21 protein-coding genes and 1 tRNA gene are annotated in these 24,882 nt (G+C 71.9%); 15 read left to right on the top strand and 7 right to left on the bottom strand.

All coding sequences use genetic code 11. The features are described 5' to 3' along the window. The 10 genes from OHS17_RS12350 (at position 1) to OHS17_RS12305 (ending at position 11,859) form a co-directional block, all read left to right on the top strand. Positions 1–954: a carbohydrate ABC transporter permease gene (locus OHS17_RS12350; protein WP_330312205.1), complete on the top strand. Its 954-nt coding sequence runs from the start codon at positions 1–3 to the stop codon at positions 952–954. Next, entirely contained in the window at positions 951–1,799 is an 849-nt protein-coding gene (locus OHS17_RS12345; protein ID WP_330312204.1) for a carbohydrate ABC transporter permease, read from the top strand. Before OHS17_RS12350 ends, OHS17_RS12345 begins: the two co-directional genes overlap by 4 nt. 4 nt (positions 1,800–1,803) lie before the next feature. Then, entirely contained in the window at positions 1,804–3,438 is a 1,635-nt protein-coding gene (locus OHS17_RS12340) for a beta-N-acetylhexosaminidase (protein WP_330312203.1), read from the top strand. 314 nt (positions 3,439–3,752) lie between these two features. Then, on the top strand, positions 3,753–4,649 hold the full coding sequence (locus OHS17_RS12335) for an FAD binding domain-containing protein (RefSeq protein WP_143616248.1): 897 nt from the start codon (positions 3,753–3,755) through the stop codon (positions 4,647–4,649). Further along, complete coding sequence (locus OHS17_RS12330) at positions 4,646–6,118, top strand: 2Fe-2S iron-sulfur cluster-binding protein (protein ID WP_330312202.1); 1,473 nt, start codon at positions 4,646–4,648, stop codon at positions 6,116–6,118. The genes OHS17_RS12335 and OHS17_RS12330 overlap by 4 nt, the downstream gene beginning before the upstream one ends. Continuing rightward, positions 6,115–8,451, top strand: coding sequence for a xanthine dehydrogenase family protein molybdopterin-binding subunit (locus OHS17_RS12325; RefSeq protein WP_330312201.1), 2,337 nt, complete (start codon positions 6,115–6,117; stop codon positions 8,449–8,451). Before OHS17_RS12330 ends, OHS17_RS12325 begins: the two co-directional genes overlap by 4 nt. Positions 8,452–8,572: 121 nt before the next feature. Then, positions 8,573–8,980: a hypothetical protein gene (locus OHS17_RS12320; RefSeq protein ID WP_330312200.1), complete on the top strand. Its 408-nt coding sequence runs from the start codon at positions 8,573–8,575 to the stop codon at positions 8,978–8,980. A gap of 1 nt (position 8,981) precedes the next feature. Further along, the gene (locus tag OHS17_RS12315; RefSeq protein ID WP_330312199.1) at positions 8,982–10,703 is read left to right on the top strand and encodes an alpha/beta hydrolase; all 1,722 of its coding nucleotides are present in this window, start codon (positions 8,982–8,984) and stop codon (positions 10,701–10,703) included. A 47-nt stretch (positions 10,704–10,750) separates the two neighbouring features. Continuing rightward, a complete protein-coding gene (locus tag OHS17_RS12310; RefSeq protein ID WP_330312198.1) occupies positions 10,751–11,284 on the top strand; it encodes a hypothetical protein in 534 nt (177 codons plus the stop codon). 8 nt (positions 11,285–11,292) lie between these two features. Next, positions 11,293–11,859, top strand: a complete 567-nt coding sequence (locus OHS17_RS12305; RefSeq protein ID WP_330312197.1) for a hypothetical protein — start codon at positions 11,293–11,295, stop codon at positions 11,857–11,859. 52 nt (positions 11,860–11,911) lie between these two features. On the opposite strand, the gene OHS17_RS12300 is transcribed toward OHS17_RS12305, so the two are convergent. Then, positions 11,912–11,986: transfer RNA gene (locus OHS17_RS12300), tRNA-Cys, on the bottom strand. 183 nt (positions 11,987–12,169) lie between these two features. Between OHS17_RS12300 and OHS17_RS12295 the strand changes: the two genes are divergently transcribed. The 4 genes from OHS17_RS12295 to OHS17_RS12280 all read left to right on the top strand — a co-directional run bounded on the left by OHS17_RS12295 (position 12,170) and on the right by OHS17_RS12280 (position 17,582). Next, positions 12,170–13,639: an MFS transporter gene (locus OHS17_RS12295; protein ID WP_330312196.1), complete on the top strand. Its 1,470-nt coding sequence runs from the start codon at positions 12,170–12,172 to the stop codon at positions 13,637–13,639. Positions 13,640–13,829: 190 nt separating this feature from the next. Then, the gene (locus tag OHS17_RS12290) at positions 13,830–15,611 is read left to right on the top strand and encodes a DEAD/DEAH box helicase (RefSeq protein WP_037785584.1); all 1,782 of its coding nucleotides are present in this window, start codon (positions 13,830–13,832) and stop codon (positions 15,609–15,611) included. Between the two features lie 434 nt (positions 15,612–16,045). Then, positions 16,046–16,687: an IclR family transcriptional regulator gene (locus OHS17_RS12285; protein WP_018100771.1), complete on the top strand. Its 642-nt coding sequence runs from the start codon at positions 16,046–16,048 to the stop codon at positions 16,685–16,687. Between the two features lie 121 nt (positions 16,688–16,808). Continuing rightward, a complete protein-coding gene (locus OHS17_RS12280) occupies positions 16,809–17,582 on the top strand; it encodes a S16 family serine protease (RefSeq protein ID WP_330312195.1) in 774 nt (257 codons plus the stop codon). Positions 17,583–17,603: 21 nt separating this feature from the next. Here OHS17_RS12280 and OHS17_RS12275 read toward each other — a convergent pair whose 3' ends face one another. The 5 genes from OHS17_RS12275 to OHS17_RS12255 are packed head-to-tail and all read right to left on the bottom strand — an operon-like array spanning position 17,604 to position 21,837. After that, on the bottom strand, positions 17,604–18,569 hold the full coding sequence (locus OHS17_RS12275; RefSeq protein ID WP_330315235.1) for a glycine betaine ABC transporter substrate-binding protein: 966 nt from the start codon (positions 18,567–18,569) through the stop codon (positions 17,604–17,606). Between the two features lie 8 nt (positions 18,570–18,577). Continuing rightward, positions 18,578–19,456 (bottom strand): ABC transporter permease, encoded by an 879-nt coding sequence (locus tag OHS17_RS12270; protein WP_330312194.1) that lies wholly within the window; start codon positions 19,454–19,456, stop codon positions 18,578–18,580. Further along, positions 19,453–20,709, bottom strand: coding sequence for a betaine/proline/choline family ABC transporter ATP-binding protein (locus OHS17_RS12265; RefSeq protein ID WP_164628938.1), 1,257 nt, complete (start codon positions 20,707–20,709; stop codon positions 19,453–19,455). Before OHS17_RS12265 ends, OHS17_RS12270 begins: the two co-directional genes overlap by 4 nt. Continuing rightward, positions 20,702–21,349 (bottom strand): ABC transporter permease, encoded by a 648-nt coding sequence (locus OHS17_RS12260; RefSeq protein WP_330312193.1) that lies wholly within the window; start codon positions 21,347–21,349, stop codon positions 20,702–20,704. Before OHS17_RS12260 ends, OHS17_RS12265 begins: the two co-directional genes overlap by 8 nt. A gap of 14 nt (positions 21,350–21,363) precedes the next feature. After that, positions 21,364–21,837, bottom strand: a complete 474-nt coding sequence (locus OHS17_RS12255; RefSeq protein ID WP_330315234.1) for an Lrp/AsnC family transcriptional regulator — start codon at positions 21,835–21,837, stop codon at positions 21,364–21,366. A gap of 131 nt (positions 21,838–21,968) precedes the next feature. Here OHS17_RS12255 and hppD point away from each other — a divergent pair, with 131 nt between their 5' ends. Then, positions 21,969–23,114, top strand: a complete 1,146-nt coding sequence (gene hppD / locus OHS17_RS12250) for a 4-hydroxyphenylpyruvate dioxygenase (protein ID WP_330312192.1) — start codon at positions 21,969–21,971, stop codon at positions 23,112–23,114. Between the two features lie 64 nt (positions 23,115–23,178). Here hppD and OHS17_RS12245 read toward each other — a convergent pair whose 3' ends face one another. Further along, positions 23,179–24,843 carry a tetratricopeptide repeat protein gene (locus OHS17_RS12245; RefSeq protein WP_330312191.1) on the bottom strand — a complete coding sequence of 555 codons (1,665 nt, stop codon included), beginning with the start codon at positions 24,841–24,843 and terminating at the stop codon, positions 23,179–23,181. Positions 24,844–24,882 lie beyond the last annotated feature (39 nt).

Raw genomic sequence — 24,882 nt, 5'->3', positions numbered from 1 at the left:
ATGACCGCGAACAGCACGGCGTACAAGACACGCCCCACACCCGCCCCCGCCCCGCGCCGCCGGTCCGCGTCCCCGGCCCGGCGGCCGGGCTGGACGCCCTGGCTCTATCTGCTGCCCGCGCTCGTCCTGCTCGGCGGGCTGCTGGTCTACCCGATCTACCAGCTCGGTCTGATCTCCTTCCTGGAGTACACCCAGGCCCAGGTCAGCGGCGGCGAACCGGCCACCTTCCAGGGCTTCGGCAACTACGCCACCCTCTTCGGCGACGGCCAGTTCTGGCAGGTCCTGGCCGCCACCGTGGTCTTCGCCACCGCCTGCGTCCTGGCCACCCTGCTCGTCGGCTGCGCGCTGGCCGTCCTGCTGACCCGGATACGGGCCGTGCCCCGGCTCGCCCTCATGCTCGCCGCGCTCGGCGCCTGGGCCACGCCCGCGATCACCGGGTCGACCGTCTGGGTCTTCCTCTTCGACGCCGACTTCGGCCCGGTCAACCGGATCCTGGGGCTCGGCGACCACTCGTGGACGTACGGGCGCTACAGCGCCTTCACGCTGGTGCTCCTCGAAGTCCTGTGGTGCTCCTTCCCGTTCGTGATGGTCACGGTGTACGCGGGCATCCGGGCGATCCCCACCGAGGTCCTGGAGGCGGCCGCGCTGGACGGGGCCTCGCAGTGGCGGATCTGGCGTTCCGTCACGGCCCCGATACTGCGGCCGATCCTCACCGTCGTCACCATCCAGTCGGTCATCTGGGACTTCAAGGTGTTCACCCAGATCTACGTCATGACCAACGGCGGCGGGATCGCCGGACAGAACCTGGTGCTGAACGTGTACGCGTACCAGAAGGCGTTCGCCTCCTCGCAGTACAGCCTCGGCTCCGCGATCGGCGTCGTGATGCTGCTGATCCTGCTCGCCGTGACCCTCGTCCACCTGCGCCTCGTACGCCGTCAGGGGGAGGAACTGTGAGCCTGTCCGTCCGCTCGTTCGTCCGCCGGCCCGGTCGGCTCGCCGCCGAGGCCGCCGCGCTGCTCATCGCCGCCGCCGTCGCCTTCCCGCTGTACTGGATGGTGCTCTCCGCGTTCAAACCGGCGGGCGAGGTCCAGTCCACGCACCCCAGGCCCTGGACCCTGTCTCCGTCCCTGGACTCCTTCCGGCGGGTCTTCCAGCAGCAGGACTTCGGGCGCTACTTCCTCAACAGCCTGCTCGTCGCCGGGACGGTCGTCGTCGCCTCCGCGCTCATCGCGTTCCTGGCGGCCACGGCGGTCACCCGGTTCCGGTTCCGCTTCCGGACCACGCTGCTGATCATGTTCCTGGTCGCGCAGATGGTCCCGGTCGAGGCGCTGACGATCCCGCTGTTCTTCCTCATGCGGGACTTCGGCCAGCTGAACACGCTCGGCTCGCTGATCCTGCCGCACCTGGCGTTCTCGCTGCCGTTCGCGATCTGGATGCTGCGCGGCTTCGTACGGGCCGTGCCGGACGCCCTGGAGGAGGCCGCGTACATCGACGGGGCGAGCCGCACCCGCTTCCTGTGGCAGATCCTCTTCCCGCTGGTCTTCCCCGGCCTGGTGGCCACGAGTGTCTTCTCGTTCATCTCCACCTGGAACGACTTCCTGTTCGCGAAGTCGTTCATCATCAGCGACACCTCCCAGTCGACGCTCCCGATGGCGCTGCTGGTCTTCTTCAAACCCGACGAGAACGACTGGGGCGGGATCATGGCAGCCTCGACGGTGATGACCGTGCCCGTGCTGGTCTTCTTCGTACTCGTACAGCGACGCCTGGTCTCCGGACTCGGCGGAGCGGTTAAGGACTGACGTCATGGCCATGGAACTGATCCCGGCGCCCCTGCGCGCCGACGACCGGGGGCGCTGCGGATGCGTCCTGGACGCGTCCACCACCATCGCGGCGGCCCCCGGCACCGAGACCACCGAACGCTGGCTGCGCGCCACCCTGGGCGCCGCCTTCGGCCTGCCCCTCGCCCCCGGCCCCGAGTCCGCCCCGCGCGCCATCGCGCTGCGCACCGACGCCACCCTGCCGCCCGAGGGCTACCGGCTGACCACCACGTCCGACGAGGGCGTCGTCATCACCGGCGGCAGCCCGGCCGGGGTGTTCTGGGGCGCCCAGACCCTGCGCCAGCTGCTGGGACCCGAGGCGTTCCGCCGGGCGCCGGTGGGCGGGGCCGCCGTCCACGGCTTCGGGTTCACCGACATCGAGGACGCGCCCCGCTTCGGCTGGCGCGGCCTGATGCTCGACGTGGCACGGCACTTCATGCCCAAGGACGACGTCCTGCGCTACCTCGACCTGCTCGCCGCGCACAAGCTGAACGTCTTCCACTTCCACCTCAGCGACGACCAGGGCTGGCGCGTCGAGATCAAGCGCCACCCGCGCCTCACCGAGGTCGGTGCCTGGCGGACGCGTACCAAGTACGGGCACCGGGCCTCCGAGCTGTGGGACGAGACCCCGCACGGCGGCTACTACACCCAGGACGACATCCGGGAGATCGTCGCCTACGCCGCCGCCCGGCACATCCGGGTCGTCCCCGAGATCGACATCCCCGGCCACTCGCAGGCCGCGATCAGCGCCTACCCGGAGCTCGGCAACACCGACGTCATCGACACCTCGGCGCTCGGCGTCTGGGACAACTGGGGCGTCACACCGAACGTCCTGGCCCCCACCGACCACGTCCTGCGGTTCTACGAGGGAGTCTTCGAGGAGCTCCTGGAGCTCTTCCCGCCGGAGACCTCGCCGTTCGTCCACGTCGGCGGCGACGAGTGCCCCAAGGACCAGTGGAAGCAGTCGCCCGCCGCGCAGGCCCGCATCAAGGAACTCGGCCTGGCGGACGAGGACGAGCTCCAGTCCTGGTTCATCCGCCACTTCGACACCTGGCTCGCCGAGCGCGGCCGCCGCCTCATCGGCTGGGACGAGATCCTGGAGGGCGGCCTCGCGCCCGGCGCCGCCGTCTCCTCCTGGCGCGGTTACTCGGGCGGCATCGCGGCCGCCGAGGCCGGGCACGACGTGGTCATGTGCCCGGAGCAGCAGGTCTATCTGGACCACCGTCAGGACGGCGGCCCCGACGAGCCGATGCCCATCGGGTACGTGCGCACCCTGGAGGACGTCTACCGCTTTGAACCCGTGCCGCCGTCCCTGAGCGAGGAGGCGGCCCGGCACGTCCTCGGCACCCAGGCCAACGCCTGGACCGAGGTCATGCAGAACCGGGCCCGCGTCGACTACCAGGTCTTCCCCCGCCTCGCCGCCTTCGCCGAGGTCGCCTGGTCCGCCCTGCCCGCCCCGGACGAACGGGACTTCGCCGGTTTCGAGCGCCGCATGACCGCCCACTACGCCCGGCTCGACGCGCTCGGCGTCGGCTACCGGCCGCCGTCCGGACCGCTGCCCTGGCAGCAGCGCCCGGGCGTCCTCGGACGCCCGATCGAGGGGGCACCCCCGAACGTGTGAGCCCGGCCCCCACACGCTCTCCCGCCACCACGGCCCCTGCGACCGTGGTGGCGGCGGCGTTTCCCGAGTGCCGCCCTGGCCGTGTCCGCGAGGGAGAAAGCCGTACGGAGATGTGTAAGACCGGCAAAGGGTGCTCACCGCCGAACCGGCGTGAAAACGGGACCATTACCCTGACCGCGGACGGATACACCCTTCGCGGACCTGCGCGTCGGGCCGGTCCGAACATGTGCCAGAGTTGCCACGTCCGGGCTTCGAGCACGTACCGTACGGCGAAACAGGCGGGAGCGCCGGGACACCGGGAAGGGGCAGCTGGGTTGACCACGCACGCACCGCAGGCGACGCAGTCCGTGACGCTGCCTGCCTCGCTGGACGAGGCGGTGGCGGCACTCGGCGCCATGCCGGCCGCCGTCCCCGTGGCAGGCGGCACGGACCTGATGTCGGCCGTCAACAAGGGGCTCCTGCGCCCCTCCGGTCTGGTCGGACTCGGCCGGATCAGCGAGCTGCGCGGCTGGCACTACCAGGACGGGCACGCTCTGCTGGGCGCCGGGCTGACCCACGCCCGCATGGGGCGGCCCGACTTCGCGGCCCTCATCCCCGCGCTCGCCGCCTCCGCCCGCGCCGCGGGCCCCCCGCAGATCCGCAACGCCGGCACGCTCGGCGGCAACATCGCGACCGCCGCCCCGACCGGCGACGCGCTTCCGGTGCTCGCCGCGCTCGAGGCCGAACTGGTCATCGCGGGCCCGGGCGGCGCCCGCCGCGAGATCCCCGTCTCCCATCTGCTGGCCGGCCGCGAGATGCTGGAGCCCGCCGAGCTGATTGGCTTCGTCCGGGTGCCCCTGCTGCACGCCCCGCAGGTCTTCCTCAAGGCCACCGGCCGCACCGGCCCGGGCCGCGCCACCGCCTCCGTCGCGATCGTCCTCGACCCGGCCCGGCGCGGAGTGCGCTGCGCGGTCGGCGCCATCGCCCCGATGCCGCTGCGCCCGCTGGAGGCGGAGCGCTGGATCGCCTCGCTGATCGACTGGGACGGGGCGCGCGGCCTCGCGCCCGACGCGCTGGCCGCCTTCGGCGAGTACGTCGCGGCCGCCTGCATCCCGGACCAGGAACCACCCGCCGACGGGGGAGAGGCACCACCGCTGCCCCCCGCCGTACTGCACCTGCGGCGCACCGTCGCCGCGCTCGCCCGACGCGCGCTGGGGAGGGCACTGTCGTGAGCAAGGAGAACCCCGCCGAGCAGCAGCACGGCGGCTGGCAGCCGACCCCGCAGGGCGGCGACTACGACGGCGAGGCGACCGCCTTCGTCCAGCTGCCGCCGGAGGACCTGGCGGACATCCCGCTGGCCGCGCCCGGCCACGGCTACACCCCGCCGATGATCCTGCCGCTGACCCCGGCCGCCGACCGCGACCCGGCGGCCACCGGCAACTGGGTCGTCCAGACCCCGGAGCAGCAGCCCGGACAGCCCGCGCCCGACGCGGTGCACTGGCCCGACCCGAACCAGCAGTCCGGCTACGGCTACCCGCACCCCGAGGACCAGCAGCCCACCGGCTCGTACCAGGAGCCGTACGGTACGGACCAGGCCGCCACGGGCCAGTGGGCGGTGGACACCTCGTCCTGGCCCGCCCCGGCCGCCCCGCTCTCCGACGACTCCGGCGAGCTGTACACCCCGCCCCCCGTCGCCGACTGGTACGCGGACCGCCCGGCCACGCTGCCGGGCGGCGCCCCGGCGCCCTGGGCGGTGCCGGACGCGGCCGGGACTCCGGAGCCGGACGCGTCCGAGGCCGCGGAGCCGGAGGCCGCGGGCGCCCCCGCCGACACCCACGGACCGGCCGACGCCCTGGCCGGAGGCCCCGCCGAGAGCGCTCCCGAGGCGGCGGAGCCCGCCGACGACGAGCGGCCCGCCCCGGAGGCCGACGCCCTCGCGGACGCACCCGACGCCGAGCCCGCCCCGGACCCCGTCGCGGCGGAGCCCGGCGCCGAGCCCGCCGGGGAAGCGGTGCCGGACGCGGAGGGGCCCGAGGCGGAGGCCGTCCCGCCCGCGGAGGTGCCCGAGACCCCGGCCCCGGAGGGGCCCCCGCTGCCCAGCGAGCACCCGGCCGCCTCGTACGTCCTGCACGTCAACGGCGTCGACCGGCCCGTGACGGACGCCTGGATCGGCGAGTCCCTGCTCTACGTGCTGCGTGAGCGCCTCGGCCTCGCCGGGGCCAAGGACGGCTGCTCGCAGGGCGAGTGCGGGGCGTGCAACGTCCAGGTGGACGGGCGGCTCGTCGCCTCCTGCCTGGTGCCCGCCGCCACGACCGCCGGCAGCGAGGTCCGTACGGTCGAGGGCCTGGCCGTCGACGGGGAACCGTCCGACGTGCAGCGGGCGCTGGCGGACTGCGGCGCCGTCCAGTGCGGCTTCTGCATCCCCGGCATGGCGATGACCGTCCACGACCTCCTGGAGGGCAACCACCGCCCCAGCGAGCTGGAGACCCGCCGGGCGCTGTGCGGCAACCTCTGCCGCTGCTCCGGCTACCGGGGCGTCCTGGACGCGGTCAACGAGGTCATCGCGGGCCGCGAGGCCGCCGCCGAAGCCGTCGCCGAGGAGACCGGGTCCGGCGAGCCGGAGGAGCCCCGCATCCCGCATCAGGCGGCTCCGGGCGCCGGTAGTGTGCAGGCCCACCAGCAGGACGGAGGCATGGCGTGAGCAACGACGCGGCCGGCGCCACCCCCACGACGATCAGCATCCCGTCGCCGGCCGGCCCGGGCGGACCCGAGGCCGAACAGCCGCGGCTCGGCATCGGCGCCTCGCTGCCGCCGGCCGACGCCCGAGCCAAGACCGAGGGCACCTTCCCGTACGCCGCCGACCTGTGGGCCGAGGGCCTGCTCTGGGCGGCCGTCCTGCGCTCCCCGCACGCGCACGCCCGCATCGTCTCCATCGACACCTCGGCCGCCGCCGAGATGCCCGGGGTGCGCGCGGTCGTCACCCACGAGGACGTCCCGGGCGAGGCCCTGTACGGGCGCAAGGTCGTGGACCGCCCCGTCTTCGCCTCCGGCCTGGTCCGCCACCACGGCGAGCCGATCGCCGCCGTCGCCGCCGACCACCCCGACACCGCCCGGCTCGCCGCCGCCGCGATCGCCGTCGAGTACGAGGTACTGGACCCGGTCACCGACCCGGAGAAGGCGTTCGAGGCCGAGCCCCTGCACCCCGACGGCAACCTCATCCGCCACATCCCGCTGCGCTACGGCGACCCGGAGGCGGCCGGCGAGGTCGTCGTGGACGGGCTGTACCGCATCGGCCGCCAGGACCCCGCCCCGATCGGCGCGGAGGCCGGGCTCGCCGTGCCCCGCCCGGACGGCGGCGTCGAGCTGTACACCGCGTCCACGGACCCGCACACCGACCGCGACCTGGCCGCCGCCTGCTTCGGCCTCGAACCGGAGCGGGTCAAGGTCGTCGTCACCGGGGTCCCCGGCGCGACCGGCGACCGCGAGGACCCCGCCTTCCAGCTGCCGCTGGGCCTGCTCGCCCTGCGCACCGGCTGCCCGGTCAAGCTGGCCGCCACCCGCGAGGAGTCCTTCCTCGGCCACGCCCACCGCCACCCGACCCTGCTGCGCTACCGCCACCACGCGGACGCGGAGGGCCGCCTGGTCAAGGTGGAGGCCCAGATCCTGCTGGACGCGGGCGCCTACGCGGACGCCTCCTCGGAGTCGCTGGCCGCCGCGGTCGCCTTCGCCTGCGGTCCGTACGTCGTCCCGCACGCCTTCATCGAGGGCTGGGCCGTCCGTACGAACAACCCGCCCTCGGGCCACGTCCGGGGCGAGGGCGCGATGCAGGTCTGCGCCGCCTACGAGGGCCAGATGGACAAGCTGGCCGCGAAGCTGGGGATCGACCCGGCCGAGCTGCGCCTGCGCAACGTGCTGGCGACCGGCGACATCCTGCCGACCGGGCAGACCGTGACCTGCCCCGCGCCCGTGGCCGAACTGCTCACCGCCGTCCGGGACCACCCGCTGCCCGCCCTGCCCAAGGACGCCCCGGAGGACGACTGGCTGCTGCCGGGCGGCCCCGAGGGCGCGGGCGAACCGGGCGCGGTGCGGCGGGGCGTCGGGTACGCGCTGGGCATGGTCCACATGCTGGGCGCGGAGGGCGCCGACGAGGTGTCCACGGCCACGGTCCGGGTCCACGACTCGGTCGCCACCGTCATCTGCGCCGCCGTCGAGACGGGCCAGGGCTTCTCCACGCTGGCCCGGCAGGTCGTCCAGGAGACCCTGGGCGTCGAGGAGGTGCACGTCGCCTCCGTCGACACCGACCAGCCGCCCGCGGGCCCGGCCACGCACGGCCGCCACACCTGGGTCTCCGCCGGAGCGGTCGAACGCGCCGCGAAGATGGTCCGCACCCAGCTCCTCCAGCCCCTGGCGCACAAGTTCGGGATGTCCACGGAGCTGCTCCAGATCACGGACGGCAAGATCACCTCGTACGACGGGGTGCTCTCCACGACGGTGTCGGAGGCGCTGGACGGCAAGGAGCTGTGGGCCACCGCGCAGTGCCGCCCGCACCCCACCGAGCCGCTGGACGCGTCAGGGCAGGGCGACGCCTTCGTGGGCATGGCCTTCTGCGCGGTCCGCGCGGTGGTGGACGTCGACATCGAGCTGGGCTCGGTCCGGGTGGTCGAGATGGCTGTCGCCCAGGACGTCGGCCGCGTCCTCAACCCGTCCCAGCTGGCGACCCGCATCGAGGCGGGTGTCACCCAGGGCATCGGCGCCGCCCTCACCGAGAACCTCCGCACCGCCCGCGGCCTGATCCGCCACCCGGACCTCACCGGCTACGCCCTGCCGACCTCGCTGGACGCGCCGGAGATCCGCATCGTGAAGCTGGTCGAGGAACGCGACGTGGTCGCCCCGTTCGGCGCGAAGCCCGCGTCGGCGGTCCCGGTCGTGACCTCCCCGGCCGCGGTCGCGGCGGCGGTCCGCGCGGCGACCGGCCGCCCGGTCAACCGCCTCCCGATCCGCCCCCAGGCAGCGGTAGCCAGCCCGAAGAGCTGACCGCGGGGCCTTTCCCGTAGCCCCAACCCCCGGTGGTGGACGTCCTCTTGAGTACGCGTACTCAAGTCGTCGTACGCCGCCGGGGGTTACTGTGTGGCGACCTGCGACCGAGGGGGGAAGCATGGCCACACCGATCACCGGCGGCACGCAAGGACTCTGGATCGACCCGCACGAGGTGAGGAAGGCGGCGGCCGCCGCCGACAAGGTCGCCGAGGACATACCCGGCGACATCAAGGGCTTGTTCAAGACGACGGACGCGGCAGTGGCGGGGCTGGCGGGCTTCGAGTCCGCCCCAGCGCTGGACGAATGCCTGGAGGCGTGGACGAAGGCGCTGCGCGCGCTGGCGGGCCTGGTGGGGGGCGCCGCGGACGCGGTCCGCGAATCGAACGACGGCTTCGCGGACGAGGACCGGCAGCGACGGAACGCGTTCCTCGGCCCCTACGCCCCGGGCGTCGAGCCGCCGGACATCTACTACACGCCGCACACCCCGGACCTCACCACGCCGCCGTCGGCGAACGGGGGGCGCTGAGATGCTGCTTCCGGAACTCCGTGACGCGGAGCCCCTGTTGATGACGGGCGCGGGGGACTCCTGGGCCGCACTGGCGGACAAGATCACCACACGCGCCGGCGAGTTCGGCACGTATCTGCACAATCCCCTCGTGAAGGGGCAGGCGTGGGGCGGGCTCACCGCCGAGACCGCCGCCGAACGGCTCGGCCGGATCCGGTGGTACATGAACATCGCCAAGACGGAGCTCGACAGCGTGTGCACGGTGCTGCGGGCCTGCGGCGAGGAACTGCTGAACCAGCAGGCCAAGTTGAAGACCGCGCTCGCGGACGCGTCGGGCGCCGGCTACAAGGTCGCCGACGACGGCTCGGTCACGGCCCCGACCGTCGACACCGCCCACATGGCACCGGGCGACGTCGGGATGATGCACCGCGACCAGGCGGCCCGGGCCCAGGAGTACGCCGACCGGATCGCCGAGGCGTGGCGCGGGGCGCAGGCGGCGGACAAGGAGTACGCGGCGAAGATCAAGCTCTTCACGGCCGCGGCCAACCGGTGCGCCAAGGGCGACTGGTCCCACCTCGCGATCGAGCTGGCGACGGTCGGCGCGATCGAGGACGAGGTGCTGACACATCTCGGCATGCCGGACGCGAAGGCCCCGGCCGACGCCGTCAACTCCTGGTGGAACTCGCTCTCGCCCACCCTGCGCGGCGAGCTGATCGAGGACTACCCGCAGCTGCTCGGCAACCGCGACGGCATCCCGGCGGTCGACCGGGACCACGCCAACCGCTTGTACCTGCCGACCCTGCTGGACAGCCTGGAGACCCGGTACGCGGGGGCCTCGGGCGACGAGGCGGCGGCGCTGAAGGACAAGATCGAGGGAGTGAAAGGGATCCAGCAGCAGTTGGAACAGGGCCGCAAGCCTCACCCGTATCTCCTCGGCCTCGGCGAGGAGGGCAACGGCCGTGCGATCGTGTCGTACGGCAACCCGGACACGTCGAAGAACGTGTCCGCGTATGTGCCGGGTCTGAAGACGAAACTGAATGAGCACTTCGCCGTTTCGGACCTGAAGCGGGCCAGGGACGTCGCGGACACCGCCAACACCTTGCATCCGGACACCACGACCGCCTCCATCGTCTGGCTCGGCTACGACGCACCCCAGATGAACGGCCTGGAGTGGTCGTCCACCGATGTCATGCGCGATGACGACGCCAAGGCCGGTGCTCCGGCCTACAACGACTTCCTGCACGGCATTCGGGCCACGAATGAATCCGGGTCCCCACATGTGACGGCCATCGGCCACTCGTACGGGTCTCTCACCGTGGGCCAGGCCACCCAGTTGCCCGGTGGAATCCCCGCCGACGACGTGGTCCTCGTGGGTAGTCCGGGCACCGGAGTCGACCACGCCGAGGATCTGGGCGTGGGCGCTGATCATGTCTACGTCGGAGCGGCGGAGCACGATCAGGTGACCAACCTGCCCTCGGGAAACGTTCTGAGGTATGCCTCCCCCGGGAGCGAGTACGGACCCAAGGTGAACTGGTTCGGCACCGACCCGGCCGACGACCACTTCGGAGGACATCACTTCAGCGTCGCCGTCGGCGAAGACACCGGCCTGTGGGGGCTGATAACGGGGGACACTCCCGCGCATTCGATCTACTTCGACAAGGACGACGGCGGCGACTCCCTGTCCAATATCGCGAATGTTGTGGCAGGGCACGGCGACGAGATCACGACGACGGCGCCGAGGTGACGGGCGCGAGGAGGCCGGTACGGCTGCTGGGCTGTGTGCTCCTGGCCGTGCTGCTCACCGCCTGCCAGGGCGGCAAGGAAAGGGAAGAGCCCAAGATGGACATGCAGCAGGCGGGGGAGCGTGCGGAGGAAATTCTCGACGGGACGGTGGCGGCGATCCGGCCGCCGGTGGCGTGGTCCTACGGGAACCCTTCTGACACGGCGTGCAGTACAGGACTCAACGACCCGACCGGCACCACGACCGTTTTCCGCAGCCGGAACATCACCACCGTCGTTTCCGAGCAGCAGCGGGGCGAGCTGTTGAAACAGGTCCGGGAGTACTGGGAGCAGCACGGAGCACGGGACTTCACCGTTCGCTCGGGCAAGGGAATGCCGCGCATGCGGGCCCGGACAGCTGACGGATTCGCCGTCATTCTCCAGGTCGGCAGCATCGGCAACGTATTCATCGAAGCGGGTATCAGCTGTGTCGCGGACTCCGAGATGACCTACCCGAAGGGGACCCCCGGCCTGCCCGGTGGCCCTGAAGAGCCGGATCTCAGGCCCCACGAGCACTCGTCCTACTGGTCCGCCACCGGCTCGTGAGGAGGTCGGTGCGGCTGCTCGGGTGCGTGCTTCCGTCCATGGTGCTCACCGCATGCTGGGGCGGTACGGGCAGGGAAGAACCCAAGATGGACATGCAGCAGGCCGGGGAACGGGCCGAGGAGATTCTCGACGGGACGATGGCGGCGATCCGGCCGCCGGTGAAATGGGAGCGTGACAACCCGTCGCAATTGGCGTGCGACAACGGTCTCAACCGGCCGATCGGAGCGACAAGTGTCTACCGGGGCCGGACGATCCTCACCGTGGTATCCGAGCGGCGGCGGGGCGAACTGCTGGAGCTGGTCCAGCGGTACTGGAAGCAGCAGGGCTTCGGAGATTTCGAGACCGACTCCGATGCGCACATGCCGCAGATCCGGGCCACGTCGGCCGATGGGCTCGTCGTCATCCTGGACGTCGGCGATATCGGCAACGTCTACTTCACCGCAGGGTTCAGCTGCGCGAAGGACTCCGAGATGACCTACCCGAGCGGCACACCCGGTTTGCCCTGGGGGGTGACGAAGGCGGACGGGATTCCCCGGAAGTACTCGGCCCACTGGTCCGAGACCGCACCGCACTGACCCCGGAACGCCGAACCGCCCGCCCCCTGGAGCAAGAGGGCGGGCGGTTGTATGGAGACCGTGACCGGATTCGAACCGGTGTAACTCGAGTTGCAGTCGAGCCCCTGAGCCTCTCGGGCACACGGTCCTGCGTGGTGTCGCTGTACCGACCGTAGGGCCGGGCGGAGGGGCGCTCAAGGGATTCGGGGGGTGTGCAACGGGACTGCCATACGCCGTTCACGATCGCGAGAGCGGGCCTAGGTCCAACGGACGAGAGCGGGGGCGACCACCGACAGGGTTCATCAGGGGTTTCGCCCCTTACTCTTGGCTCATGACCGCCCTGGAACCGCGTGACGCCGATGTCCCGCGCCTCATCGAAGACGTCGACGCCACCGCCCCGGCCGCCCCGGCCGGGCCCGTGCTGCCCGAGGGGATTCTCGGGCGGACGTACCGGGCGCTCAGCATCGGCATCGTCTCCGTGGTGTTCCTGATCGCGTTCGAGGCCACCGCCGTGGGGACGGCGATGCCGGTCGCCGCGCGTGAGCTGCACGGCATCCCGATGTACGCGTACGCGTTCTCGGCGTACTTCACCACCAGCCTGTTCGCCATGGTGCTGTCCGGGCAGTGGGCCGACCGGCGCGGCCCGCTCGCCCCGCTCGCCGCCGGGATCAGCGCCTTCGCGGCGGGGCTCCTGCTGTCCGGGACCGCGGGCTCGATGTGGATGTTCATCGCGGGGCGGGCCGTCCAGGGACTCGGCGGCGGGCTGGTGATCGTCGCGCTGTACGTGGTGATCAGCCGGGCCTACCCGGAGCACCTGCGGCCGGCGATCCTGGCCGCGTTCGCCGCGAGCTGGGTCATCCCCTCGGTCGTCGGGCCGCTGGCGGCCGGCAGCGTCACCGAGCACCTGGGCTGGCGCTGGGTCTTCGTCGGCATCCCGGTCCTGATCGTCTTCCCCCTCGCGCTCGCGCTGCCCGAGATCCGGCGCATGGCGTCAGGACCGGCGGACCCGGACGCGCCGGTGGAGGCGTACGACCGCCGGCGCATCGCGCTCGCGCTGGGCATCTCGCTGGGCGCCGGGCTCCTCCAGTACGCCGGGCAGGAGCGGAACTGGCTCTCGCTGCTGCCGGCCGCCGCCGGGACCGCGCTGCTCGTCCCCGCGATCCGGGGCCTGCTGCCCGGGGGCACGTGGCGCGCGGCGCGCGGGCTGCCCGCGGTGGTGCTGCTGCGCGGGGTCGCGGCCGGGTCCTTCATCGCCGCCGAATCGTTCGTCCCGCTGATGCTGGTCACCCAGCGCGGCATGTCCCCGACCCTGGCCGGCCTCTCCCTGGCGGCGGGCGGCGGCACCTGGGCGCTGGGCTCGTACGTGCAGTCCCGCCCCCGCCTGGAACCGCACCGCGAGCCCCTGATGGTCGGCGCCATGGTCCTGGTCGCCCTGTCGATCGCGGCGGCCCCGGCCGTCCTGATCTCCTCCGTGCCGGTGTGGACCGTGGCGGTCGCCTGGGCCTTCGGCTGCTTCGGCATGGGCGTGGTGATCGCCTCCACCAGCGTGCTGCTCCTGAAGCTGTCCGCCCCCGAGGAGGCCGGTGCCAACTCGGCCGCCCTCCAGATCTCCGACGGCCTCTCCAACGTCCTCCTGCTGGCCGCGGGCGGCGCCGCCTTCGCGGCCCTCGGCGGCGGCACGATGGACGCCACGGACGCCGCCGCCACCTCCCACCCCTCCGCCTTCGCGGTCGTCTTCTTCCCGATGGCGGCGGTGGCCCTGGCGGGGGCGTGGGTGGCGGGACGGGTACGGGAGCGGTGAGCGGGCGCCGGTCCTGCGCCGTGCGGCAGTCGTCGTGTGAGAGCCGTCGCACTTCCGTGTGCGGTGGTGCGGTACACCGCGGTACGGGGCGGCCGCCCCGGTAGGGTGGCCCGGTTGTCGTATCGCGTGCGGAGCCGGTCCGGCCCGCGCGGGCAGCGCCCACGTACCCGAGAGACCCGAACCGGAGACCGTGACTACTACCGCCTCCCACCACCTCTCACCCGCCTTCCCCGGCCGCGCCCCCTGGGGCACGGCCGGCAAGCTGCGAGCCTGGCAGCAGGGGGCCATGGAGAAGTACATCCAGGAGCAGCCGCGCGACTTCCTCGCCGTCGCCACCCCCGGCGCCGGGAAGACCACCTTCGCGCTGACCCTCGCCTCCTGGCTGCTGCACCACCACGTCGTGCAGCAGGTCACCGTCGTCGCGCCCACCGAGCACCTGAAGAAGCAGTGGGCCGAGGCGGCCGCCCGCATAGGGATCAAGCTGGACCCCGACTACAGCGCCGGTCCGCTGAGCAAGGAGTACCACGGGGTCGCCGTCACCTACGCGGGCGTCGGCGTCCGCCCGATGCTGCACCGCAACCGGTGCGAGCAGCGCAAGACCCTGGTCATCCTGGACGAGATCCACCACGCAGGTGACTCCAAGTCCTGGGGCGAGGCGTGCCAGGAGGCGTTCGACCCGGCGACCCGGCGGCTCGCGCTCACCGGCACCCCCTTCCGGTCGGACACCAACCCGATTCCCTTCGTCGTGTACGAGGAGGGCAACGACGGCATCCGGCGCTCCTCCGCCGACTACACCTACGGCTACGGGAACGCCCTGGCCGACGGCGTCGTGCGCCCGGTGATATTCCTCAGCTACAGCGGCAACATGCGCTGGCGCACCAAGGCGGGCGACGAGATCGCGGCCCGGCTCGGCGAGCCGATGACCAAGGACGCCATCGGGCAGGCGTGGCGCACCGCGCTGGCGCCCACCGGCGACTGGATCCCCAACGTGCTGAGCGCCGCCGACAAGCGCCTCACCGAGGTCCGCAAGGGCATCCCGGACGCGGGCGGGCTCGTCATCGCCACGGACCAGGAGTCGGCACGCGCGTACGCCAAGATCCTGAAGAAGGTGACCGGCGAGTCGGCGACCGTCGTCCTCTCCGACGAGAAGGCGGCGTCGAAGAAGATCGACAAGTTCAGCGAGGACGACTCCCGCTGGATGGTCGCCGTCCGCATGGTGTCCGAGGGCGTCGACGTGCCGCGCCTGGCCGTCGGGGTGTACGCGACCACCATCTCGACCCCCCTCTTCTTCGCCCAGGCCGTCGGCCGCTTCGTGCGCTCCCGCAGGCGCGGCGAGACCGCGTCCGTCTTCGTGCCCACCATCCCGATGCTCCTCGAGTTCGCCAACGAGATGGAGGTCGAGCGGGACCACGTCCTCGACAAGCCCAAGAAGGGCAGCGACGAGGAGAACCCGTTCGCCGAGGAGGACAAGCTCCTCGCCGACGCGGAGAAGCTGGAGGACGAGGAGACCGAGGAGCAGTTGCCCTTCGAGGCCCTGGAGTCCGACGCGGTCTTCGACCGGGTGCTCTACGACGGTGCCGAGTTCGGCATGCAGGCCCACCCCGGCAGCGAGGAGGAGCAGGACTACCTCGGCATCCCCGGGCTCCTCGAACCCGACCAGGTCCAGCTGCTGCTCCAGAAGCGGCAGACCCGGCAGATCGCGCACAGCCGCCAGAAGCCGGCGTCCGAGGCCGACCTGCTGGAGAAGCCCGCCCAGGACCGCCCGGTCGTCACGCACAAGCAACTCCTCGGCCTGCGAAAGCAGTTGAACACCATGGTCTCCGCCTACACCCACCAGAGCGGCAAGCCGCACGGCGTCATCCACACCGAGCTGCGCCGGGTCTGCGGCGGACCGCCGAGCGCGGAGGCCACCGCCGGGCAGATCGAGCAGCGGATCAAGAAGGTCCAGGAGTGGGCCACCCGGATGCGCTGACCCGCGTACGGCACCACAGGCCCCGGCACGCCCTCACCGAGAGGGTGCCGGGGCCTTGTCGATCAATGAATCGGCCGAAAATTTTTCACGGTGAGTTAACCGTGGTTCACATCCCGTCTACGCAGCGTCGCGGGAGAGTCGGCCGACCTGGACGCGCGTAGATGCGCGATGAACGGTCCGCGCGCCGCTGACCGGCACTTATGCTCGTGCGGCGCAACCGGGTTTTTGAGGGAGACCGGATTCTGGACGAGGGCTTCCGCTGAGCGGACTCGCTCGCTACTGTCCAAAAAATGTGAACGCCCCGTGGCAACGCCGCCGCGGAGCGCAGCCGGTGCCTTGGCCAGGCCGGCGGCCTCTCCGTGCGTCGCCCCCGGGACCGGTGGCGCACATTCCACGGGACAGCCGCGGCCGCTCACCACGGAGGAGAGGGCGTCGTGACAGCGGAGACCTCCCAGACGCTCGACCGAGGACTGAGAGTCCTCAAACTGCTCGCCGACACCGACCACGGCCTGACGGTCACCGAGTTGTCCAACAAACTCGGCGTCAACCGCACCGTGGTCTACCGTCTGCTCGCCACGCTGGAGCAACACGCCCTGATACGCCGTGACTTGGGTGGCCGCGCCCGCGTCGGCCTCGGCGTCCTGCGACTGGGCCGCCAGGTCCACCCCCTCGTCAGGGAGGCGGCCCTTCCGGCGCTGCGCTCGCTGGCCGAGGACATCGGGGCCACCGCCCACCTCACCCTGGTCGACGGCTCCGACGCGCTGGCGGTCGCCGTGGTCGAACCGACCTGGACCGACTACCACGTGGCCTACCGGGCGGGCTTCCGCCACCCGCTGGACCGGGGCGCCGCGGGCCGGGCGATCCTCGCCGCACGACAGAAGCCGGTGGGCGAGACCGCCTTCACCCTCACCCACGGCGAACTCGAAGCGGGTGCCTCCGGCGCGGCGGCGGCGCTCATGGGCGTGACGGGGGTGGAGGGCAGCGTCGGCGTGGTCATGCTGGCGGACTCCGTCCCCGAGCGGGTGGGACCCCGCGTGGTGGACGCGGCCCGGGAAGTCGCTGACGCGTTGCGCTGACGGCCCCGGCTCGCCCCGGCAGACCCAGCCCGTCAGGCGTTTGAGGACGGAACCGGTTGGCCGGGGGCCGGCGCCCTCGGTGGCCCGGGGCGGTGGCCGGGCCGCACGTTAGATTGGACCGGTGTCCACACAGCGCCTGGCCCTCGCCGCCCTCCCCGTAGTCGCCCTCCTCGGCGTAGCCGCCTTCGCCCCGCTGCCGTTCACGCTGGCGCAGCCCGGGACGACCGCGGACGTGCTCGGGGACGACCACGGCACCCCCGTGATCAGCATCGAGGGCACGCCCACCCGCCCCACCAAGGGCGAGCTGCGGATGACGACGATCGTGGCGACGGGCCCGAAGGCGGACGTCGGCATCAAGGACGTCGTGGACAGCTGGTTCCGTACGGACCGGGCCGTGCTGCCCCGCGACTCCGTCTACCCGACGGGCGGCTCCGAGAAGGAGATCGAGAAGCACAACCTGGACGACATGGCGGAGTCCCAGGACGCCGCCGTCGACGCCGCGCTGAACTACCTGGACCGCAAGCCCGGCTCGGTCGACGTCACCCTGCACCTGGCGGACATCGGCGGCCCCAGCGCCGGGCTGTTCTTCGCGCTCGGCATCGTGGACAAGCTGGACGGCGACGGCTCGGGCGGCGACCTCACCGGCGGCCGCACCATCGCGGGCACGGGCACCATCGAAGCGGACGGCAAGGTCGGCGCGGTCGGCGGGGTCTCGCTCAAGACGCAGGCGGCCCGCCGGGACGGGGCGACCGTCTTCCTCGTACCGAAGGCGGAGTGCTCCGAGGCGAAGTCCGAGCTGCCGAAGGGCCTGCGACTGATCCCGGTCACCACACTGAAGGACGCGGTGAACTCCCTGCGCGCCCTGGACCACGGCGGCAAGATCCCCAGCTGCTGACCGGGGCCGGGGCCGGAACCGTCAGCCCTCCTTGATGAACCCCTCCTGGATCAGCCAGTCCTTCGCCACCTCGTGCGGGTCCTGCCCATCCACGTCCACCCGGGCGTTCAGCACCTGGGCGACCTCCGTGTTCAGCCGCTTGCTGAGCGGATCGAGGAGGCCCGCGATCGCCGGGTACTTCTCCAGCGTCGGGGTGTGCACGACGGGCGCCGCGTTGTAGTTGGGGAAGAAGTGCTTGTTGTCCTCCAGCACGTCCAGGTTCATCGCCCTGATCCGCCCGTCCGTCGTGAAGACCTCGCCGAGCAGGCAGGAGTCGGACTTGGAGACCTGGGTGTAGATGATCCCCGCGTCCATCTTCTTGATGTTGGACGCCGGCAGGGACATCCCGTACGCCTTCTCCATACCGGGCAGCCCGTCGTCGCGCGAGGCGAACTCGTTCTCGACGCAGACCGTCACCGCCGAGGGGTTCTTCTTCGCCAGCGCGGCGACGTCCGAGAGCGTCTTCAAGTGGTACTTGGCATTGTTCCTCCGGCTGATGGCGAGCGCGTACGTGTTGTTCAGGGTGGACGGCTTCAGCCAGGTCACCCCGTTCTTCAGGTCCGCGTCGCGCACCGCCTTCCACTGCTCCATCGGGTCCGTGATCGGCTTCGCGTGCCCGAGGTACGTGATCCAGCCGGTGCCCGTGTACTCGTACTCGGCGTCCGCGTCGCCCTGGATGACCGCCTCGCGGGCGCTGATCGAGCTCGGCAGGTTCGTCCGGTCCAGGACCTCCGCCCCGGCCGCCTTGAAGATCAGCCCGATCATCTGGCCCAGGATGATGTTCTCGCTGAAGTTCTTCGAGGTGACGGTCAGCGACGCGCCGTCCAGCGGCTGCCCCTGCCCGACCGACCCGGGCACCACGTCGTCCACCATCGGGGACCCGCTCTTCAGCCCGCACCCGGCCAGCACCAGGGACAGCGCGGCCCCCGCCGCGAGAGCCCCGCGCATCCGCGTCCTCATCGCCCCACCTCCAGGCCGCGCGGGGTCAGCGCCACCTCGGCCAGCGAGGCCAGCCAGTCCACCAGGAGCGCCAGCACCACGGTCAGGACCGAGCCGAGGATGAGGACCGGCATGCGCTGGGTCTGGATGCCCGAGGTGATCAGGTCGCCGAGCCCGCCGCCGCCCCCGAAGGTCGCCAGGGTCGCCGTGCCCACGTTCAGCACGAGCGCGGTCCGCACCCCGGCCAGGATCAGCGGCACGGCGAGGGGGAGTTCGACCCGGGTCAGGGTGCCCATGGCCGACATCCCGATGCCGCGCGCGGCCTCCACCATGTTCGGCTCGATCGCCTTGAGACCGGCGACCGTGTTGGACAGCACCGGCAGCACCGCGTAGATCACCATGCCGGTGATCGCGGTCGACGGGCCGATGCCTAGCCAGATCACCAGCAGCGCCAGCAGACCGATCGCCGGGGTCGCCTGCCCGATGTTGGCGATCGCCGTGACCACGGGGGCTGCCCTGCTCAGGCCGCGCCGGGTGAGCGCGATGCCCAGCGGAATGGCGATGATCAGCACCCAGAACGTGGAGATCGCGGTCAGCTTCACGTGCTGCCACCAGCGCACCTCGACCGTGTCACCGGCGATCGAGTTCTCCGCGATCGAGTCCAGGTGCACGTTCTCGATCCAGACGTACGTGAGGACCAGCACGACCGCGAGGACCGCCGGGAGCACCACCAGCTTGCGCCAGGTGATCCGGCGCGCCGGCTTCCGCGGCTGCGGGGCGGCCTGCTGCTCCTCCGCCTCCTCGTCGCGGAAGGCGTGCCCCTTCACGTCGTGCTCGCCCGGCGGCCGGTCGCGGCCCGGTGCGCGGGAGGAACCGGAGGGGGAGTCGGGGGTCATGCGCCCGCACCGCCCTCCAGCTCCTCGGAGGTCTGGTGGACGCGCAGCTCCTCCAGGTCGTGCTGGTGCTCGATGGCGGCGAGCCGGTCCGCCTCCAGGAGCTCGTGCACCGAGTTCATCAAGGTGTGCATGTCCACCACCCCGGTGAACTCGCCGCGCCGCCCGGTCACCGCGACCCGCCCGCCGCTGTCGGTGAGCACCGCCTCCAGCGCGTCGTGCAGGGTCGCGTCCCGGGTCACCGTGTCGTGGACCAGCTGCCCGGCCCGCGCGAGGGAGCCCCGGGCGCGCATCAGGTCGCCGCGCCGCAGCCACTTGTAGGGGCGGCCCCGGCGGTCCAGCATCAGCAGCTCGTTGTGCGAGCCGCTGCGCAGCTTGTTGAAGATCGACTGGAGCGGGTCGTCCACGGTCACGGTCGGGAAGTCGGCGATCTCCACCTCGCGCACCCGGGTCAGGTTGAGCCGCTTCAGGGCCGCTCCCGCGCCGACGAAGCCGGAGACGAAGTCGTCGGTCGGGTTGGTGAGGATGGCCTCCGGGGTGTCGAACTGCGCGATGTGCGAGCGCTCGCGCAGCACGGCGATCCGGTCGCCGAGCTTGATCGCCTCGTCGAAGTCGTGGGTGACGAAGACGATCGTCTTGTGCAGCTCGTGCTGGAGCCGGATCAGCTCGTCCTGGAGGTGGTCGCGGGTGATCGGGTCGACCGCGCCGAACGGCTCGTCCATCAGGAGCACCGGCGGGTCGGCGGCCAGCGCCCGGGCCACGCCCACGCGTTGCTGCTGGCCGCCGGAGAGGGCGCGCGGATAGCGGCCGTGGAACTCGCGCGGGTCGAGCCCGACCAGGTCGAGCATCTCCTCCACCCGGTCCTTCACCCGGGACTTGGACCAGCCGACCATCTTCGGGACCAGGGCGATGTTCTCGGCGACCGTCATGTGCGGGAAGAGCCCGGAGGACTGGATCGCGTACCCGATCTTCCGGCGCAGCTTCACCGGGTCGATGTCGGTGACGTCCTCGTCGTCGATCCGGATGCGGCCCGAGGTGGGCTCGATCAGCCGGTTGATCATCTTCAGCGTGGTGGACTTCCCGCAGCCGGACGGGCCCACGAAGATCACGGTCTCGCCCGCCTTGATCTCCATGGAGACGTTCTCCACCGCGGGGTTCGGGTTGCCCGGGTAGCGCTTGGACAGGTTCTCCAGCTGGATGGCGGCGCCGGAGGTGGCCACCGGCTCCCGCACTGCCTCGGTCGCGGTCTCAGACACGGATCCCCCTCGGGATGGTGAGCCGGCCCAGCAGGACGTACGCGGCGTCGAAGAGCAGGGCGAGGATGACGATGCCGAGCGTGCCCGCGAGCACCTGGTTGATCGCGTTGGCGCTGCCCAGCGAGGCGATGCCCCGGAAGATCTCGTTGCCGAGGCCGGGCCCGGAGGCGTAAGCGGCGATGGCGGCGATCCCCATCAGCATCTGCGTGGAGACCCGGATGCCGGTCAGGATCGGCGGCCAGGCCAGTGGCAGCTCCACCTTCAACAGCCGCGCGGTCCGCGACATCCCGATGCCCTTCGCCGCGTCGACCAGGGCCGGATCGACGCCGCGCAGGCCCACGATCGCGTTGCGGACGACGGGGAGCAGCCCGTACAGCGTCAGTGTGATCACCGTGGGGGCGACGCCGAGGCCGACCAGCGGGATGAGCAGACCGATGGCGGCGAGCGACGGGATGGTGAGCACCGTCGCCGTCGAGGTGATGGCCACCGAGGAGCCCCAGCCGCTGCGGTAGCTGACGACCCCGATCAGGACGCCGAGCGCGGTGGCGATGACCATGCACTGGAAGACCGCGCTGACGTGCTGGAAGGCGTCGGTGAGCAACTGCTGATGACGGTTGGCCACGTACTCCCAGAAGCTCATCCGTCCTCCTCGGCTCAGTCGGTGTCCCGCGCCGCCTGTTCCACGAGCGGGATGACGCGCAGCGGCACGGGGTTCTCCATGACGATGGCCGTGGAGGCCCGGACAATGCCATCAAATCCGACAACCCGGTCGATCACCCGCTGGAGATCCGCGTTGGACCGGGCCACGAGCCGGCACAGCATGTCCCCGTGCCCGGTGGTGGTGTGCAGCTCCAGGACCTCCGGTACGCCGCTCAAGTGCGCCCGTACGTCGGCGCCTTGGCCCTGTTTGATCTCCAGCGTCGCGAACGCGGTGACCGGATAGCCGAGGGCCGCCGGATCGACGTCCGGGCCGAATCCGCGGATGACGCCATTCGATTGAAGGCGGTCCAGCCGGGCCTGGACCGTCCCGCGTGCCACGCCCAGCCTGCGGGACGCCTCCAGGACGCCGATCCTGGGTTCACGCGCGAGCAGCACGATGAGTCGTCCGTCGAGTCGGTCGATCGCCATGCCGGCCTCCGGGGGCGGTGTGATGGGCACCATGTACAGATAGTCCGGCCATCATGGCCAACCGCTGTACAGGTTGACCAGCGATTACGGGAACTGTTGCGCACCTTGCGGAGTGGCGGGAACCTCTGGGCATGACAGAGACGATGCACAGCACCCCCGAGACGTCCCGGCAGGCCGACCCCTTCCCCGTCAAGGGGATGGACGCCGTCGTCTTCGCCGTGGGCAACGCCAAGCAGGCCGCGCACTACTACTCGACCGCCTTCGGCATGAAGCTGGTCGCCTACTCCGGCCCCGAGACCGGCAGCCGCGAGACCGCGAGCTACGTCCTGACCAGCGGCTCCGCCCGCTTCGTCCTCACCTCCGTCGTGAAGGCGTCCTCCGACTGGGGCCACTTCCTGGAGGACCACGTCACCGCGCACGGCGACGGCGTGATCGACCTCGCCATCGAGGTCCCGGACGCCCGCGCGGCGTACGCGTACGCCGTCGAGCACGGCGCCACCGGCATCGAGGAGCCCTACGAGACGAAGGACGAGCACGGCACCGTCGTGCGCGCCGCCATCGCCACGTACGGCAAGACCCGCCACACCCTGGTCGAGCGCACCGGCTACGACGGCCCGTACCTGCCGGGTTACGTCGCCGCCAACCCGATCGTCGAGCCGCCGGCCAAGCGCTTCTTCCAGGCCATCGACCACTGCGTCGGCAACGTCGAGCTCGGCAGGATGAACGAGTGGGTGGCGTTCTACAACAAGGTCATGGGCTTCACGAACATGAAGGAGTTCGTGGGCGACGACATCGCGACCGAGTACAGCGCCCTGATGTCGAAGGTCGTCGCGGACGGCACGCTCAAGGTCAAGTTCCCGATCAACGAGCCGGCCATCGCGAAGAAGAAGTCGCAGATCGACGAGTACCTGGAGTTCTACGGCGCCGCCGGTGTCCAGCACATGGCGCTCGCCACGAACGACATCGTCGCCTCGGTGAAGGCGATGCGCGCCGCCGGTGTGCAGTTCCTGGACACCCCGGACTCGTACTACGACACGCTCGGCGAGTGGGCCGGCGAGACCCGGGTGCCGGTCGAGACCCTGCGCGAGCTGAAGATCCTCGTGGACCGCGACGAGGACGGCTACCTGCTGCAGATCTTCACCAAGCCGGTCCAGGACCGTCCGACCGTCTTCTTCGAGATGATCGAGCGCCACGGCTCCATGGGCTTCGGCAAGGGCAACTTCAAGGCCCTGTTCGAGGCGATCGAGCGCGAGCAGGAGAAGCGCGGCAACCTGTGACCCACCGGGCATGAGTGAGGGGCGGGCCGCTTTCCGGCCCGCCCCTCCTTCTGTCCTTCGTACGTCAGCGCACGGCCGCCGCCGGTGCCGGTGACGCCTGTACGGGGGCCTGCGCGACGGCCGCCGCAGGTGCCGGACCGCCGTCGGGCTGCTGCTGCTGTTGCTGCTGCGGTGCCGGAGCCTGAGGTGCGGGGGCCTGAGGCGCCGGGGCCTGCGGGGCCGGCGGCGGCTGCATGTCCGCCGGGCCGCCCGCCGGGGGCTCGCCCAGGGCGTCCAGCGCCTCCTGGGCCAGCGGCGCGTCCAGCGGTGAGAACTTCGGGTTGGTCCGCAGCGCCCCCTCCAACTGGCGGCGCGCCGAGCCGTAGTCGCCGAGTGCGCGCTGCACCATGCCCAGGTGATAGGCGTACGAGGCGTTCTGCCCGCCCGCGTCCACCGCCCGCTGCGCGTACTCCAGCGCCCCGTCCGAGTCGCCCGACCGGTGCAGCGCCCAGCCCAGCGCGTCCGCCACCGCCGCGCTGCGGTGGCCCCGCTGCCACTCGGCCCGCAGCAGCTCCACCGCCGCGTCCGCGTCGCCGTGCGCGGCCTCGAAGCGGCCCAGGAGCAGCGACTCGTCCACGCCGCGCGCCTTACCCCGGTCCAGGGCCGCCCGCAGTTTGTCGTACTGGCCCACCGAATCGCCGTCGAGCCCCTGCGCCTCGTACAGCTCGCCCAGCTCCAGCAGGTAGTCCGGGCGCGGCGACTTCGCCAGGGCGGCCTGGTAGTCCCGCACGGCCTCGTCCGTGCGCCCGAGGGCGGCCAGCGCGCGGGCCCGCCCGGCCAGCGACGGCTGGTGGCCCTTCTCGACGCGCAGCGCCGCCCCGTACTGCGCCACGGCCTCCTTCGGCTCGCCCCGCTCCCAGGCCAGGTCGCCCAGCCGGGACAGGCAGGCGGCCTTCTCGGCGGGGGTCTTCGCCCGGTTCGCCGCGTCCTGCGCGGTGGCCAGCGCGTCCTCGCGCCAGCCCCGGTCGCGGTACATCTCGGCGGCCCGGCCCAGCGCCGGGACCCCGGCCCGCAGCTCGGTGAACCGCTCCACCGCCGTGATCGCGGACTTCTGGTCGCCGAGACCGTTGTAGGCGTCGATCAGCTGCGGGTAGACCGTCCACTCCTTCGGCCGCCGGGCCCGGACCGTCTCACCCCACTTCTTGGCGGTCACGAAGTCGCGGCGGGCGTTGGCCAGGGAGGCGAGGCCCACCCAGGCGGCCGTGTTGCCGCTCTCCCCGGGGCGCACGTCGAGCGACCGCTTCAGCGCCTGCTCGGCCCGGGTGTAGTACGCCGGGTCGACGGCCCGCCGCCCCGCCTCCACGTACGCCGAACCCAGCACCGCCCAGGAGTCCGCGTCCGAGGGGTGCGTGCCCACCCACTTCTGCCGGTCCCCGATGAGCGCCGTCAGGTCGGCGAGCGAGGCGGGGGAGCCGGCGGCCGTCGCGGACATCGCGCGCGAGACCGGACCGGCCACGGGCGGTGCCGCGTCCTTGTCGTCGTCGGGCACCGCGACCACCGCGCCCGTCACCAGGACCGCGCCCGCCACCATGCCGAAGGCGGCCCGGCGCAGCGTCGTGCGCATCGTGGGGGGAGGCGGCTCGGCCAGGGAGGCGGAGTCCGGCGGGGACGCGTCCGGGGCGGACCAGTCGGTGTCGAAGGAGTACTCGGGCCCGGAGGCCCCCGGGGGCTGCTGAGGCGTGAGATCCATGCCGCTCACTGTGCGTCAGTATGAAGATCACACCGAGCC

Origin of the sequence: Streptomyces sp. NBC_00523 (assembly GCF_036346615.1) — a bacterium.
In the GTDB taxonomy this organism is placed as follows: domain Bacteria; phylum Actinomycetota; class Actinomycetes; order Streptomycetales; family Streptomycetaceae; genus Streptomyces.
This window is presented reverse-complemented; position numbering and strand designations above follow the sequence as displayed.

What these genes read in the sequence shown, in the direction of transcription:
- OHS17_RS12350 (WP_330312205.1), top strand. Translation starts at nt 1, where the DNA reads ATGACCGCGAACAGCACGGCGTACAAGACACGCCCCACACCCGCCCCC.
- OHS17_RS12340 (WP_330312203.1), top strand. Translation starts at nt 1,804, where the DNA reads ATGGCCATGGAACTGATCCCGGCGCCCCTGCGCGCCGACGACCGGGGG.
- OHS17_RS12320 (WP_330312200.1), top strand. Translation starts at nt 8,573, where the DNA reads ATGGCCACACCGATCACCGGCGGCACGCAAGGACTCTGGATCGACCCG.
- OHS17_RS12315 (WP_330312199.1), top strand. Translation starts at nt 8,982, where the DNA reads ATGCTGCTTCCGGAACTCCGTGACGCGGAGCCCCTGTTGATGACGGGC.
- OHS17_RS12295 (WP_330312196.1), top strand. Translation starts at nt 12,170, where the DNA reads ATGACCGCCCTGGAACCGCGTGACGCCGATGTCCCGCGCCTCATCGAA.
- OHS17_RS12275 (WP_330315235.1), bottom strand. Translation starts at nt 18,569, where the DNA reads ATGCGCGGGGCTCTCGCGGCGGGGGCCGCGCTGTCCCTGGTGCTGGCC.
- OHS17_RS12270 (WP_330312194.1), bottom strand. Translation starts at nt 19,456, where the DNA reads ATGACCCCCGACTCCCCCTCCGGTTCCTCCCGCGCACCGGGCCGCGAC.
- OHS17_RS12260 (WP_330312193.1), bottom strand. Translation starts at nt 21,349, where the DNA reads ATGAGCTTCTGGGAGTACGTGGCCAACCGTCATCAGCAGTTGCTCACC.
- OHS17_RS12255 (WP_330315234.1), bottom strand. Translation starts at nt 21,837, where the DNA reads ATGGCGATCGACCGACTCGACGGACGACTCATCGTGCTGCTCGCGCGT.
- hppD (WP_330312192.1), top strand. Translation starts at nt 21,969, where the DNA reads ATGACAGAGACGATGCACAGCACCCCCGAGACGTCCCGGCAGGCCGAC.
- OHS17_RS12245 (WP_330312191.1), bottom strand. Translation starts at nt 24,843, where the DNA reads ATGGATCTCACGCCTCAGCAGCCCCCGGGGGCCTCCGGGCCCGAGTAC.